This is a genomic window from Dyadobacter sp. SRI_021, from assembly GCF_057586235.1.
Map to the genome: position 1 here is coordinate 47,895 of NZ_JBYCZM010000015.1, position 15,096 is coordinate 62,990.

Below are 15,096 nucleotides of genomic sequence, written 5' to 3' on the forward strand. Positions count from 1 at the left end.
ACAGTCATTCAATTTATGAAAACCCGTTTTTCCTTTCTGCTATGGCTAATGTCGGCCGCCCTCATTGCCCCTGACGCCTTCTCCCAGGTTAGTAAAACTAAAAAGGTCGTGTTTGTGATCGTAGACGGCATTTCCAGCGACAGTAAGGAAAAGATCGCGACGCCGCACCTGGACGCGATCGCGGAGGTGGGCGGGTATACGCGCGCACATGTAGGCGGGGGTAAAGGCACGTACTCGCAAACGCCGACTATCTCCGCCGTGGGCTACAACAGCCTGCTCACAGGCACGTGGGTAAACAAGCACAATGTTTGGGATAACGATATTAAAGACCCGAACTACAATTACTGGACGCTTTTCCGGTTCCTGGAAGAGCAATATCCGCAAAAACGCAGCGCCATTTTCTCGACCTGGCTTGATAATCGCACCAAACTCGTAGGTACCAATCTGCCGCAGACCGGCAAACTGCAAATCGATTACTCATTCGACGGTTTTGAGCTCGATACCGTGCATTTCAGACACGACAAACAGAGCGAATACATTCACAAAATCGATGAAAAAGTCGTAGACGAAGCCGCCTCCTACATTCACGACAACGGGCCGGATATGTCGTGGGTGTACCTCGAATACACCGACGACATGGGGCACAAGTATGGCGATAGCGAGCAGTTTCATAAAGCTATTCAGATGATGGACGACCAGATGGGCCGCATTTGGAAATCCATTAATTACCGCGAAAAAAGCTTCAATGAAGACTGGCTAATGGTGGTCACCACCGACCATGGCCGCGACGCCAAGGGCGGCAAGGGCCACGGCGGCCAGAGCGACCGAGAACGCAGCACCTGGATCGTCACCAATGCGAAAGGTTTGAACGCAAGCTTCAATGCCACACCGGGCATTGTCGACATTTTCCCAACTGTGGCGCGGCATATGGACATCAATATTCCAAAAGAACAGGCATTTGAAGTGGATGGCGTGGCGTTTACCGGCAAGCTTTCGGTCACAGCGCCGGTGCTGCAAAAATCAGGTGGCAAAGTCAGCATTACCTGGAAAGCCGTTGAAAAAGAGGGAAAAGTGAAGGTTTGGCTTTCCACTACAAACCATTTCGAGAAGGGCGGCCGCGACCTTTACTACCTGATGGACGAGGTGGATGTGACCAATGAAAAAGCCGAAATAGATATCTCAAAATATCCTTCCGGCTTTTTCAAGATCGTGCTTGAAGGGAAATATAATAGTGTGAACCGCTGGATTGTGGAAAACTAGGCTAGTTACCGCCTCGTCCGGCTTTATAAGAATCGTATTCTTCGAGGAGGCGGACCAGGTCGTCTTCACCGGCAAAATCCAGTTGCTGCTCTTTGATAACATAGTTCAGCTTATTGCGCTCATCTGTAAGCAATTTCAGGAAGCTGTTGCGGTTATTGAGCTGCACCGGATTCATTTTGCCATCTTTCAACAGAAATAATTTTGCGCCGGCGTCCATTTCCCTTGTGGCGCTGGCTTTTTCCACTTTAATGGGATTCGTGTATTTTTTCAAAAGTTTCGTATTTCCATCGTACAGTACTCGGTAAAAACTCTTTTCGGTGTAATTGCCAGTGGCAGGATAACCACTTTTGAAAGTATACAACTCGACCCCACTCGGAATGGTGAATTCCGTTACGCCGGACGAAACGCGGTACAGGCCTGAGCCCGCTTTGTATTCTATTTCGTCTTTCTGATAATCATACCGGAGCTGGACACCGTCATGAACGCGGTCGTCACTGGTACGGACCGCCCCTGAATACCATTCTTTTAAAAGGTAAGGAGACTTTTCTCCTGTCGCTAGTTGTGTTTCCTGATAAGGCGTTCCCGCCAGTCCCGTCGAATCCTGTGCATGCGCCTGAATGCTCATGGTGCAGAATACCAGCGAGAAAATTCTTAGCAGATATTTCATGATTTAAGTTGGTTAATTTGATAAGTTCGAGGTTTGGAAGCCGTTGTTTCCGTACTTTTGCACAAAAATTGTACCTGCTCTCTTGGATATCAACGACCAGCTCATACATATACGCCAGAGCCTCGGCGGAATCATCCCTGAAATTTTTCTGGCCGTATTCTTTTGCCTGTTTCTACTCACCGAACTGATTTTCACCAAGCGTTTCGGTAAAGAAAAATCACCATCCTATTTGCTAAATGTAGCGCTTGCAGGGAGTTTAATCACCTTATTGCTAGTTATCGGTCAATGGAATGCGGAGCCGTCATTCAGGTTCCAACCGTTGCTATTCCTCGACAGGCAGGCAGTGTTCTTCAAAATTCTGATCACACTTGCCTGGATATTCACATTACTGCACGTCCGCATTCTGAAATACGACTTCCCGGCCGAATACCACGCATTACTGATCGCCGCCGTGGCGGGCATGCATTTGCTGACAATGTCCACACACCTGCTGTCGATCTACCTCTCGCTGGAACTGATTTCTATTAGTTCATACCTGCTAGTAGCATTGTCCCCTTACAAAAAAGCAGCCGAGGGCGGCATTAAATACCTGCTTTTCGGAACCGCCAGTTCGGCTGTCATGCTTTATGGCATTTCGCTCATTTACGGTCTCACGGGCACGCTCGACATCACCAACGACGCCCTGACCGTCGGCCTCAGCAATAACTCCGACCTCGTCGTAACGGTTACCATTGTACTAACGCTTGCCGGCCTGCTTTTCAAACTTTCACTTGTTCCATTTCACATCTGGACGCCAGATGTTTACGAAGCCGCACCCACACCGTTGGTATCGTTCCTTTCCGTGGCGCCCAAAGCCGCAGTTATCCTCGTGTTAATGCGCCTGGCAGGCATTTTACCGGCGCAATATTTCCCGGTTTTAGGGGGAATCGCGTTGATCAGCATGACCATCGGCAATGTGGCAGCCCTTTGGCAAAGCAATGCACGCCGCCTGTTGGCGTATTCATCTATCGCGCAGGCTGGTTACCTCCTCGTCGGTATTGCTGCATACAGTCGTTTCGGGTTCGAAGCTGCTGTGTTTTACACCGCAGCCTATCTGGTCATCAACCTCGCTGCCTTCTTCCTCGTCGACCTCTTGCAGCCAAGGCAAGAAACCGAACTCAAAGATTACGAAGGCCTCGGCCGCAACTACGTCTGGATTTCCGGCATTCTGACCGTTGTGATGGTCGCATTGGCAGGCTTGCCTCCTACCGGTGGTTTCACTTCCAAATTACTGGTATTCTCGGCGCTTTGGGAAAGCTACCATGACCAGGAACTGACCTGGATGCTATGGCTGCTCGTTGGCGGCATTCTGAATGCAGCCATTTCCCTGGCCTATTATATGCGATTACCCTACCTCCTCTTTTTCAAAACCGTGAGAGCTGAGGCGGTTAGCACCAATAACAGTGCTTCCGGCAAGTTGGTTGCCGGCGTGTTGCTAGTGGCGTTATTAATGCTGTTTTTCAGCCCGGAGTGGCTGACGCGGTGGATTTCGGCGTTTTAGAATTACTCTTGTGGCTTTTTGTAGTTACTTAGAAGCTCTTTCGGGATGGGGTGCTTCTCTAAGAATTCTATCGCCCTCCTCTTCTTTTCCAAAAAAAATGGATGATTTGAATAATCGGGCATATCCGGATCTATCTTAATTTCCTCTCCATTGCCAAAGATACTTTTTTGCTTCGTTTCCATAGTGGTGCAGTTTGTTTACCTCTAATTTAATCTTTTCTTTTTTAACATGAAAGCATCGTAATTGGTGTTGCCTTCAAACAACTCCCAACTACCATCGAAATACCCTTCTACAACAAACTCTTGCAAAATTTCATTTATGAACCGGGAAATATTGATTTGATATAATCGGGTTCTCGCTGGCGTACTGCCTACCGCCACAATTGTAGCATTTGGAAAATCTTCCAAAAATTCGACCACTGCCTTTCCTACGGTCGCAAGAACCACCCGTGTATCTCCATTATTGGTTATAACAAGATCATTTAAAATCTCAGCACCTTCGAAAAGATCTCCGAATGCAAGATTGTACAGTGCCTGTTCCGGATCAACCAACTGAAAAACAATAACTTTTTTAATCGTACCGTTGGGACCTGTACTCCAAAAGTAATAGGATTTCAGATCTTCGTTTTTCAACAAAGGATAAGTATTTAATTGCATAGTGGTGTATAAAAATTTTTATCATAAATAACTACTTCACCGCCCTAACCACAAACCCTTCCTTCCTCAGCAAAGCAATCACCCCCTTCTCCCCGCCCAAATGCGCAGCGCCAACAGCGAAAAACGTCGGCTTCGCGCTCGCGATCCTGCGTATGCGGGGAATCCATCTCTGGTTCCGATCGAAGAGCATCACTTCTTCATTACCTTCCATCCCGAATTCGCTTTTCAGCGTCATTCCGTAGAGTTCGTTGATGTTTTGCGCCTTGTATAAAGCAACCAGGCTTTTGAATTCCTTACGGGCGGAGGGCAGGCTGTCTATCAGGTTAAGAAGCATTTTTGCCTGATCCTTATAAGGGATTGTATCAAAAATAGCCATTTGCTCTTCCAATGTCTCAATCCCGATCACTTCCGATTTTTGCTTGCCGGCAAGTTCCATCAGCGCCATTTCATAAGATTGCGGCTGGCAATCCAGCACAGTGTTGAATAGCGGCCCCATCAGCACGAACGGCTTCGCCCGCTCGAACATGGCCAGGCCTACATGTACGGAATCCTTAAAAAAACGGTCGAGCCGCTGGTATTCCTGCTCGGTAACGAGCTTTTTCAACTCGTTACCGGCAGCCATATTCATTGTTTTCATCATCCCGGCCATCATGCCCGGGTCGTCCATATCCATTTCAAGCGCCACTTGCTGCGTACGCGAGAGTGTACTTTTCAGGGAATCACTCAGGGAGAAATCGGTTGGACAAATAAGGTGAATGGTACCAAACAAATAGGAAGGTTTCGCCAACCCACGACCGCTGATTTCCCAAAGCAGCGAATTCTCCACCGGCACCTGCGCCCATGAGGCGATGCTTAACATACAAAAAACCAGCAGCAACAAAACCCGTTTCATATTCGATAATTAGTTTAAAACAACCTTACCCCTACGCGGGCCCGCCCTTTCCTCCTTCCTCCCTTTCCTCCATTGTCCCAAAATTCACTCCTTATGACTATCCACCACAATGCGCTCGTCACGGTTCACGAGCTCCCAAGCCGTGTAGAAGACAAGTTTGACGATCTCGGATTGCTTGTCGAACAGGATTTTCTCCACGTCGTCGCCCGGGCGGTGATAGTCTTCATGAACGCCTGTGAAATAGAAAATCACCGGAACGCCCATTTTGGCAAAATTGTAGTGGTCGGAGCGGTAGTAGAAGCGGTTAGGATCTTTCGGATCGTTGAACGTATAATCGAGTTTAAAATTGACGTATTTTTTGTTGGCCTCCTCGCTGATCTCATGCAGCTTGGAAGAAAGCTTATCCGAACCGATAAGGTAAACATACCTCGGATCGTTCTTATGCGCTTCGTCCACACGGCCGATCATATCGATATTCAGGTCTGCGATTGTGCTTTTGAGCGGCAGCAGTGGATGTTCAGAATAATATTCCGAACCAAAAAGCCCCTTTTCTTCCCCCGTAACATTCAGAAAGAGAATACTCCTCCTCGGTCCTTTACCTTCGGCTTTGGCTTTACTGAATGCTTCCGCCAATTCCAGCAGCGACACCGTTCCCGATCCGTCGTCGTCGGCGCCGTTATTGATCTCCCCATTTTCGGAAATACCAATATGGTCCAAATGCGCACTGATCACCAGCACCTCATCCTTTTTGTCGGAACCCTCCATAAATGCCGCCACATTCTCGGTATCGATCGTTTCGCTCACCCGGCCGACCTTCAATGAAACCGTATTCGCGAAGTTTTCCGAAGCAGGTTTACCCGACTTATCGATCGCGGATTTCAATTTCATGAGCTTCGTAACCGAAGTTCCCAGCATTTCTGCCGCTCCTTTCGCTGAAAACACAAACGCCGCTGTCCCGGAAGGGTTTTCCTGTACCGGTTTCAACGTGGGTGCACTGAACCGCCGGGCCATTACCGCACGCTGACGGATTTCCTTGTCCAGGTCTTCACCGGTTTTGTCGGTAATAATGAAAACATATTTAGCCCCTTTTTCCCTCGCCAGTTTCGCTTTAACCTGCCACGAAACGGGGCCGCTCCATTTACTCTTCTCCGAATTACCGCTGATCACGTATTTACCGCCCGAAGTTTGGGGCTCGCCATCGAACATGATCACGGATTGCCCTTTTATATTGATATTGGCATAATCACTATAATTTCCGTCTTCAATTCCGTAACCTACCGAAACCAGGTCGGTCGTAACCTCCTCAGGAACGTCCAGTAATCCGTTCAGGTAAAAGTCCTTATTGAATTCATACTTCTTGCCATGCGCCGTTACATACACTTCTCCCCAGCTGCGCTTATAAAGCTTGTATTTCTGCAAGTAGCTTTTGGAACCATCGGCATCGATGACAATAGGCTGCAATCCGTATTGCTTATAGTACTTTGAGACGTATTCCGCCGCCTTTTTCTGGCCGGGCGAACCGGTGTCCCGGCCTTCCAGGCTATCGGAAGCAATAATAACGAGATGTTTTTTGAGATCGGAGGGGGTTATGCTTGCCGCATATTTGGCTGCATCGTCTTGCGGCAGGCGGTCCTGCGGCAGGCGACCCTGCGCCACTGCCAAAGTACTGATAGACAGGAATAATCCAGCCAATAGGTTCTTGTTCATCATGAGGTTTAATGGTATTTCAATCCTTACAAATTAACGAAACGTGTGGGCGAATGCAAAACCTAACGCTTTCACTAATTTCGGTATAACGGAAATCTAGACTATGCTGCACTACATCAAAAACATCATACAGATACATGATCACGCCGTGACATGCGAGTTCAACACAGGTGAAATACGTAGCGTGGATCTAAAAGAAGTCATTGAAAAATACCAAAGGATAAATGATGGTTTGATCAGCAAACTCTCAGATCCGAATTACTTCAAAACCGTTAAACTTGATTCCTACGGGACGCTTACCTGGGACAATGGCGTCGACTTTGATCCGGATAACCTCTACCGGATGTCGGAAAAAGAAATCTCAACCCTTTGACATTTTAAGCCCCTTTTTGCACTTCTTTTAGTTTAAAGGCTGTTTTTCACGGGATAACAATAAATTAATTGTAAAATACTGTTATTCAGAGGAAAACTACGTACCTTTGCACCCTGTTTGGCCTAATTACATCCAGACAAAAGCCAAATCGGTCCTGACACGCATTCAGAGCATTTCGTAGCAGCACCGTAAACAACTGATCCATAAAACAATGCAAGCCATTCGTAACATCGCAATTATTGCGCACGTTGACCACGGTAAAACGACTTTGGTCGACAAAATCATCCACGCGTCAAAGCTGTTTCGCGACAATCAGGAGTTCGACGACCTGATCCTCGACAACAACGATCTGGAACGTGAGCGTGGGATTACAATTGTTTCCAAAAACGTATCGGTGCGTTACAAAGATGTGAAAATCAATGTAATTGACACACCAGGTCACGCAGACTTCGGTGGTGAGGTGGAACGCGTACTTAAAATGGCGGATGGCGTATTGTTGCTGGTCGATGCATTCGAAGGCCCGATGCCACAAACCCGCTTCGTGTTGGGCAAAGCCATCGGCCTCGGCCTGAAACCGATCGTGGTTGTTAATAAGGTAGATAAAGAAAATTGCCGCCCGGAAGAAGTTCAGGAAAACGTATTCGACCTGATGTTCAACCTTGGCGCTACCGAAGACCAGCTCGACTTCGTGACCGTGTATGGATCGTCGAAACAAGGCTGGATGGGCCCGGATTGGCAGAAACCAACCGAAGATATTACTTTCCTTCTCGACACGATCATTGAGCAAATCCCTGCTCCGGTTGTAACAGAAGGTACCCTGCAAATGCAAATCACTTCGCTCGATTACAATGCATTCGTAGGTCGTATCGCTATCGGACGTGTACACCGCGGAACAATCAAAGAAGGATCGACTGTAACGCTTTGCAAAGCCGGCGGTGTGAACAAGAAAGTGAAAATCAAAGAAGTACAGCTGTTCGAAGGCTTGGGTAAATCCAAAGTAAGCGAAGTAAGCGCTGGGGATATTTGTGCGGTAACCGGTATCGAAGATTTCGAAATCGGCGATACGATCGCTGATGCTGAAAACCCTGAAGCATTGCCACGCATCGCGGTGGATGAGCCTACGATGAACATGCTCTTCACAATCAACAACTCGCCATTCTTCGGTAAGGAAGGCAAATTCGTTACCTCACGCCACATCCGCGACAGGTTGTTGAAAGAAACTGAGAAAAACCTCGCATTGCGCGTAGAACCAACTGATACTGAGGACAAATTCCTGGTTTATGGCCGTGGTATCCTCCACTTGTCGGTATTGATTGAAACCATGCGTCGCGAAGGTTACGAATTGCAGGTTGGTCAGCCACAGGTATTGTACAAAGAAGACGAAAACGGCCAGCGCCTCGAACCAATCGAGACATTGGTAGTAGACGTGCCGGAAGAAACTGCCGGAAAAGTGATCGAATTGGCTACACAGCGTAAAGGCGAGCTGTTGATCATGGAACCGAAAGGCGATTTACAGCACCTTGAATTCGAAATCCCTTCACGTGGTCTGATCGGTCTTCGTTCGAACGTTCTCACTGCAACACAAGGTGAGGCTGTAATGACGCACCGTTTCAAAAGCTTCGAGCCATTCCGCGGCCCGATACCAGGCCGTCAGAACGGATCGATCATTTCGAAAAACACAGGCCCTGCAACAGGCTATACCCTTGATAAACTGCAAGATCGCGGACGTTTCTTCGTAGATCCGGGTGATGAAATTTACGGTGGACAAGTAGTAGGTGAACACAACCGTCCTAACGACATCGTGGTAAACCTGCAAGAAGCGAAAAAACTGACCAACATGCGTGCTTCCGGCTCGGACGACGGTCTGCGTATCGCTCCGAAAATCAATTTCTCTCTGGAAGAATCAATGGAATATATCCAGAAAGACGAGTACCTCGAAGTTACCCCGCAAAACATGCGTATGCGGAAAATATACCTGGATGAAAACGATCGCAAGCGTTACGCATCCAAACTGGAAATGGCCTAGTCAAGGTCCGGCATTCCAAACCCGAAAAGGAGGCAAAATTTTGCCTCCTTTTTTTTATTTTTCCTGCATTTCAATATTTCGCCCGATCCCGCCAGAAAATTTGGGATTCCCGTCAAAACCTGTGGTATAATTTTAATGTTTGTCACTCCCCTGAAACATTCTACTTCGCTCATATTTTATTACTATTTCAAGAAAATTTAGTTTTTTGTTTTTATAACAACAAATAGCGTAGTTTGTATCGTCAGCTCAGTCCATTTGAGCTAACTATTTTAATATCAACACCTTAAAGATCAAATGATGTCTTACATAGAGCCGGCTCCGATTAAGGATAAAGACAATCCGTTGGAGTCAATGATGCAGCGATTTGACAAAGCCGTAGACCTTCTCGGGATATCCGAAGAAATGTATTATATCCTCAAAGTGCCTCGTAAACAGGTGACGGTCGGCCTGCCGGTAACCATGGATTCCGGGGAGATCCGGACATTCGAAGGTTATCGAGTGATCCACTCTACCATTCTCGGCCCCAGCAAAGGCGGCATCCGCTTCGATCCTGATGTAAACCTCGACGAAGTCCGCGCATTGGCTGCCTGGATGACCTGGAAATGCGCGGTAGTCGATATTCCTTATGGTGGTGCCAAAGGCGGCGTCGCGTGTAACCCGCGCGAAATGTCGCCCGGTGAGATCGAGCGCCTTATGCGTGCATACACGACGGCATTGCTGGACGTTTTCGGGCCCGACCAGGATATTCCCGCGCCGGACATGGGTACCGGCCCCCGCGAAATGGCGTGGTTGATGGATGAATATTCCAAATCAAAAGGCATGACGATCCCGGCTGTGGTAACAGGCAAGCCGCTCGTACTTGGCGGCTCACTGGGCCGCACCGAAGCGACGGGCCGGGGCGTAATGGTATCTGCATTGGCAGGTATGGAAAAACTGCGCATTAATCCCTACCGCGCCACGGCGGCGGTGCAGGGCTTTGGCAACGTTGGTTCGCACGCGGCACTGCTCCTCCGAGAGCGCGGCACAGCCATCCACGCGATCAGCGATATTTCGGGAGCATATTATAATGATAAGGGAATCGATGTGGCGGATGCCATCGCCTACCGAGACGCCAATAAAGGCTCGCTGGAAGGTTATGCCAAAGCCGAACTGATTTCCGGCGACGACCTTTTCTCACTGCCAGTGGACGTGCTTGTTCCGGCTGCGAAAGAAGATGTGATCACCCGCAAAAATGTATCCAGCATTCAGGCTCGCATGATTGTGGAAGGCGCCAACGGTCCTACTTCCGCCAAAGCCGATGACATTATCAATGAAAAAGGCATTATGGTGGTACCCGACATTCTTGCCAATGCGGGCGGCGTGACGGTTTCTTATTTCGAATGGGTACAAAACCGCATCGGATACAAATGGACATTGGAGCGTATCAACCGTCGTACCGACCGCATTATGAAGGACGCTTTCGACAAAGTGTACGAAACTTCGCTGAAATACAAAGTATCGCTTCGCATCGCGGCGTACATCGTAGCGATTGATAAGGTCGCCAGTACATATAAGTATCGCGGAGGGTTTTAAGGTCAAGTGTTGTCAGGTGTTGTCAGGTGTTGTCAGGTATGGTCATTCATTGTCAGGTATTGCTTGGGACTGAAACAAATCCTGACTCCCCCTGACAACATTTGACTATCAATGACTACACCTGACAACAAATGACAACACCTGACCATTCCTGACTACACCTGACACATCCTGACCATTCCTGACTACACCTGACACATCCTGACCATTCCTGACTACACCTGACACATCCTGGCCATACCTGACAAAACAAGCGTTAACAATTTCTTAACAAGCCACTTCGGAAGCGAAACCGAATCTAAACCGGTTTCAAAGTGTTAACTTTAAGGCTAAAATTTCAACAGATTCGCCTCACGTGACAGCTTATAGTTTCGCATGAGGCAAGCTTTAAAGTACCATGTCGTTAAGTCCCCGTTTCATTGCCGTCATTTTAGCATTCCTGATATCCCTCATTACCACCACATTTCTCGCATTCGTGGATGGGGTTTCAAAAGGGATGCTGTTCGTCGCCGCCATCTCCTCCTTCATTTCCTCGTTTTTCCTGGTACTTTATGCGGTCGATATCCTTGTTTTCCGTGAGGTGAACAAAATGTACCGGACGATCCACAAGCTAAAAATGCGGGATTTCAACATGGCTCCGCGGAAAAAGCTGATCAGGGAGTCTAATCCGCTGAAAACGATCAATGATGAGATCTTTGTTTATGTGACCAAAAAACAAAAGGAAATCGATGAGCTCAAAAAGCTGGAATTATTCCGCAGGGAGTTTCTGGCCGATGTTTCGCATGAGTTCAAAACACCGATTTTCGCGGCGCAGGGGTTTATCCACACGCTGCTCGACGGTGCAATGGACGATGAAAATGTGCGCGAGCGCTTTTTACGCAAAGCCGCCAATAATCTCGACAGCCTTGACGTGCTCGTGAAGGACCTTCTCGTGCTTTCGCAAATGGAGACCGGCGATATCAAAATGAATATCGTCCCGACCGATCTGCGCAAATTGACCCTCAGCATTTTCAGCCGGCTCGAACACATTGCCAAAAACCGTAACGTGACTTTGAAAGTGAAACCGGACGATATGCCCGAAGTCTGGATCAAGGCCGACGCCGACCGGATGGAACAGGTTATGCTCAACCTGATCGAGAATGCGATCAAGTATGGTAACGAAAATGGGAAAGTGATCGTCCATTTCAGCGAGAGCAAAAAATACATTGAGGTGGAGGTAAAAGACAACGGCCCAGGCATTCCGCACGAGCATTTGAACCGTATTTTCGAGCGTTTTTACCGGATCGACAAGAGTCGGAGCAAAGAAATAGGCGGCACCGGTTTGGGACTTGCCATTGTTAAGCATATATTGAATGCCCACGACACGAAGATCGCCGTGATGTCGAAGCCGGATAAGGGAACCACGTTTTCTTTCAAGCTCGAGAAAGCGTATCATCAGCAGTTGCCGGAAGCAAAAACGGACGATGTCGCCAATCAATTGAATCCATAATCAATTTCTAACACCATAAACCATTATCCATGTTTATCCACAATGTATTCTTCTGGTTGAAGGAGAAGGACAACGAAGAAGCAAGACAAGCCCTGCTAGCCGGCATCACGTCACTGGAAGCAATTGAATCCATCGAATCGGCATATATCGGCCCTCCTGCCGCCACCCGCAGACCGGTTATTGACGCCACTTATGATTTCGCAGAGATCCTGATTTTCAAGGATGAAGCTGCGCACGACGTATATCAGGTCCACCCTCTGCACAAGAAATTTGTGGAAGAATGCGCCCATCTTTGGGAGAAAGTCGTGATTTACGATGTTGAAGCTTAAAGCCTAATATTTGTTAACAAGTTATCCACACGCAAAATGTGTATAACTTGTTGACAACTCTCAATAATCCGGATTATCAGCCAGTTAAAGCGATTTTAGAGATTATCCACACTGTGGATAACTTTTTCCACCGATGGTAATATCCTTGTTACCGGCACTATCCTACGATCCAATTCGTTTTAGAATTAGTACAAAACGAACTAGAACCGTGAAAAAAAACCGTGTTTTGCTGTCGGTCATGTTTACCCTGATCGCAGTCATTTCGATTTCCTCCTGTACCTACCGCTCCTACGGGCCGGGCTATGACTATGGCTACCGGCATGGTTACAGACATTATCACGCCCCCCCACCGCCTCCACGTGTAGTAGTGGTGACGCCACCGCCGCGGGTCATACATGCCGACCGCCACAGGTACCGCCGCCATGACAACCGTGCTTACCGTAAGCAATACCGCCACAACGATCATTATGGAAACAATGGCCGCCATCGCGGACACAGACGATAATTTGAAATACCTTTCGATAAAAAAAGGCCAGATACTGTGCATTAAGCCACTTTTATCTGGCCTTTTCTTTTTATTTTGCAGTTTATGGATATACTCGATGTACTAAGAACCAATGCCGGATTACATCCTGACAAACTTGCCTACGGCTATATTGGCAAAGAGGGTGAAATCACAGAGCAACTTCATTATAGTGACCTTCATCAGCATGTACAGGCCGCATCCGACCTTTTGAGTGCCAAGTTTCCCGTCAACGCGAGGGTAATTCTTTTACTCCCTGCGGAAGCGGCTTTTGTATGTTCATTCCTGGGCGCTCTGCATGCGGGCATTATTGCAGTCCCTGCACCCATCAGCTATTCCGAGCCGGGAATTAATCGTATTCTCAGCATCATGCGCGACTGTGCCGCTTCGGGAATTATTACCAATACGAAAACGTACAAAATGCTGTTTCAGCGGAAAAACGATGCTTCCTCTGCCTTACAGGAATACGACGCCGAATGGATTTTTACCGACGACCTGATGACCGCACCGGCCGCACCCGGCGCTATCCGCCGACATAAGGAATCCATCGAAACAGCCTATTTACAATACACTTCGGGTTCCACCAGCCAGCCCAAGGGGGTTATGATCAGTCATACCAACCTAACGGCCAACCTGAGAGCCATCAATAATTGCTTCGGACGCACGGCCGACGACACGTCGGTTACCTGGCTGCCGCATTACCACGATATGGGGTTGGTAGACGGCCTTCTGTCCCCGCTTTTTACCGGCGGGACCGGTTTTGTGATCTCTCCGCTGCTGTTTATTACCAAACCCGCATTGCTGCTGCAAACAATCAGCACCTACCGTGCCGGTTTCTGCGGCGGGCCCGGCTTCGGGCTAGACCATTGCCTTGCACGCATTCCGCAGGAGCAGCTGGATGCATTGGACCTCAGCCCCTTACGCGTCCTCTACGTAGGCGCCGAGCCGATCCGGATTTCGACCCTCGAAAGATTCGCTGCCGCGACACAAGCCGCCGGTTTCAGGAAAAATAGCCTCGTTCCGTCCTATGGCCTCGCCGAAGCCACGCTGGCAGTCAGCCTGCATTTGAACGGCACACCTGCCACCTATCGCAAATTGGGGGACGCCAAGGAAGTTGTCGCTTGCGGCCCTCCCGTGGAATTTACCGAAGTCTCGATCGTAGATCCGGTAAATAACGCAATTTTACCGGATGGAGAAGAAGGAGAAATATGGGTAAAGAACAAAGGTGTAGCAGCAGGCTACTGGGAAAAGCCCGACGCAACCAAAGCTACTTTCCAGGCTTACACCAGTGACGGGAAAGGTCCCTATCTGCGCACCGGAGATTTAGGTTTTATGGAGAATGGTCTCCTTTTTATTACCGGCCGTACCAAAGAGTTGATTATCATTCGCGGGGTGAACTATTATCCGCAGGACATCGAAGAAGTAGTGAGCGAAAGCCATCCGGATATCCAACCCAATGCAGCGGCGGCATTTTCCATTGAAACAGACCAGGGTGAAGCACTGATGATTGTGAGTGAAGTGCGGCGGGTAGCACAAACACCGGACGATGAGAAAGTCATCAAAAACAAAATGGCGCAGAGCGTCGGATTGGCATTCGGGCTTATTCCCCATGAAATTGTCCTGATCCAGCCGGGTAAGCTGCCCAAGACATCAAGCGGCAAGATTCAGCGTTTGAAAGCACGTGAGATATTCGCCAAAAAGAGTATTGTAGATTAATATCGGTTACTTAAAAAGATCTCTATTTTTTTTAAAAACCTGCAAAAGTACTATTTTCACGTAGCATTCAGTGCTTGTTACAAACGTCAACTAAATGAGTAAAACATTTACCGAAATTTCTGGCTGGATAGTTGAGCGTATTGCTCACCATGCGGAAATAGATCCCTCCGAAGTAGATCTGGACGCCGAAATCATCGATTACCGATTGGATTCCCTTCTTATGGTCGACATCACAACCGAGTTGCAGGAATGGCTCGGGATTGAGTTAAGCCCATCTATTTTCTGGGAAATGGGCACCATCAATGCTACTACTCAATGGATTGTAGAAAACCAGGAGGCCTGAAAG

15 protein-coding genes are annotated in these 15,096 nt (G+C 48.2%); 10 read left to right on the forward strand and 5 right to left on the reverse strand.

The features are described 5' to 3' along the window. Positions 1-15: 15 nt before the first annotated feature. On the forward strand, positions 16-1,260 hold the full coding sequence (locus AC2YIT_RS29375; RefSeq protein WP_487281540.1) for an alkaline phosphatase family protein: 1,245 nt from the start codon (positions 16-18) through the stop codon (positions 1,258-1,260). A gap of 1 nt (position 1,261) precedes the next feature. Here the strand turns inward: AC2YIT_RS29375 and AC2YIT_RS29380 are convergent, their stop codons facing one another. After that, entirely contained in the window at positions 1,262-1,927 is a 666-nt protein-coding gene (locus AC2YIT_RS29380) for a hypothetical protein (protein ID WP_487281541.1), read from the reverse strand. A gap of 82 nt (positions 1,928-2,009) precedes the next feature. On the opposite strand from AC2YIT_RS29380, the gene AC2YIT_RS29385 reads away from it, so the two are divergent. Next, on the forward strand, positions 2,010-3,467 hold the full coding sequence (locus tag AC2YIT_RS29385) for an NADH-quinone oxidoreductase subunit N (protein ID WP_487281542.1): 1,458 nt from the start codon (positions 2,010-2,012) through the stop codon (positions 3,465-3,467). A gap of 2 nt (positions 3,468-3,469) precedes the next feature. On the opposite strand, the gene AC2YIT_RS29390 is transcribed toward AC2YIT_RS29385, so the two are convergent. The 4 genes from AC2YIT_RS29390 to AC2YIT_RS29405 form a co-directional block, all read right to left on the reverse strand. Further along, the gene (locus tag AC2YIT_RS29390) at positions 3,470-3,649 is read right to left on the reverse strand and encodes a hypothetical protein (protein ID WP_430849883.1); all 180 of its coding nucleotides are present in this window, start codon (positions 3,647-3,649) and stop codon (positions 3,470-3,472) included. A gap of 21 nt (positions 3,650-3,670) precedes the next feature. Then, complete coding sequence (locus AC2YIT_RS29395) at positions 3,671-4,123, reverse strand: DUF6934 family protein (RefSeq protein ID WP_487281543.1); 453 nt, start codon at positions 4,121-4,123, stop codon at positions 3,671-3,673. Between the two features lie 31 nt (positions 4,124-4,154). After that, positions 4,155-5,015 (reverse strand): TraB/GumN family protein, encoded by an 861-nt coding sequence (locus tag AC2YIT_RS29400; RefSeq protein ID WP_487281544.1) that lies wholly within the window; start codon positions 5,013-5,015, stop codon positions 4,155-4,157. A gap of 84 nt (positions 5,016-5,099) precedes the next feature. Then, entirely contained in the window at positions 5,100-6,725 is a 1,626-nt protein-coding gene (locus AC2YIT_RS29405) for a M28 family peptidase (protein ID WP_487281545.1), read from the reverse strand. 100 nt (positions 6,726-6,825) lie between these two features. On the opposite strand from AC2YIT_RS29405, the gene AC2YIT_RS29410 reads away from it, so the two are divergent. The 8 genes from AC2YIT_RS29410 to AC2YIT_RS29445 all read left to right on the forward strand — a co-directional run bounded on the left by AC2YIT_RS29410 (position 6,826) and on the right by AC2YIT_RS29445 (position 15,093). Beyond that, on the forward strand, positions 6,826-7,095 hold the full coding sequence (locus AC2YIT_RS29410; RefSeq protein WP_487281546.1) for a DUF2442 domain-containing protein: 270 nt from the start codon (positions 6,826-6,828) through the stop codon (positions 7,093-7,095). Between the two features lie 211 nt (positions 7,096-7,306). After that, positions 7,307-9,121, forward strand: a complete 1,815-nt coding sequence (typA, locus tag AC2YIT_RS29415; RefSeq protein ID WP_487281547.1) for a translational GTPase TypA — start codon at positions 7,307-7,309, stop codon at positions 9,119-9,121. Positions 9,122-9,418: 297 nt separating this feature from the next. After that, positions 9,419-10,693 (forward strand): Glu/Leu/Phe/Val family dehydrogenase, encoded by a 1,275-nt coding sequence (locus AC2YIT_RS29420; protein ID WP_309988954.1) that lies wholly within the window; start codon positions 9,419-9,421, stop codon positions 10,691-10,693. Between the two features lie 397 nt (positions 10,694-11,090). Next, positions 11,091-12,182, forward strand: coding sequence for a sensor histidine kinase (locus AC2YIT_RS29425; protein WP_430849895.1), 1,092 nt, complete (start codon positions 11,091-11,093; stop codon positions 12,180-12,182). A gap of 29 nt (positions 12,183-12,211) precedes the next feature. Further along, positions 12,212-12,511, forward strand: a complete 300-nt coding sequence (locus AC2YIT_RS29430) for a Dabb family protein (protein ID WP_487281548.1) — start codon at positions 12,212-12,214, stop codon at positions 12,509-12,511. 208 nt (positions 12,512-12,719) lie between these two features. Next, on the forward strand, positions 12,720-13,016 hold the full coding sequence (locus AC2YIT_RS29435; RefSeq protein ID WP_487281549.1) for a hypothetical protein: 297 nt from the start codon (positions 12,720-12,722) through the stop codon (positions 13,014-13,016). Positions 13,017-13,100: 84 nt separating this feature from the next. Beyond that, positions 13,101-14,750: a fatty acyl-AMP ligase gene (locus AC2YIT_RS29440; RefSeq protein WP_487281550.1), complete on the forward strand. Its 1,650-nt coding sequence runs from the start codon at positions 13,101-13,103 to the stop codon at positions 14,748-14,750. Between the two features lie 94 nt (positions 14,751-14,844). After that, positions 14,845-15,093 (forward strand): acyl carrier protein, encoded by a 249-nt coding sequence (locus tag AC2YIT_RS29445; RefSeq protein WP_106595530.1) that lies wholly within the window; start codon positions 14,845-14,847, stop codon positions 15,091-15,093. Positions 15,094-15,096 lie beyond the last annotated feature (3 nt).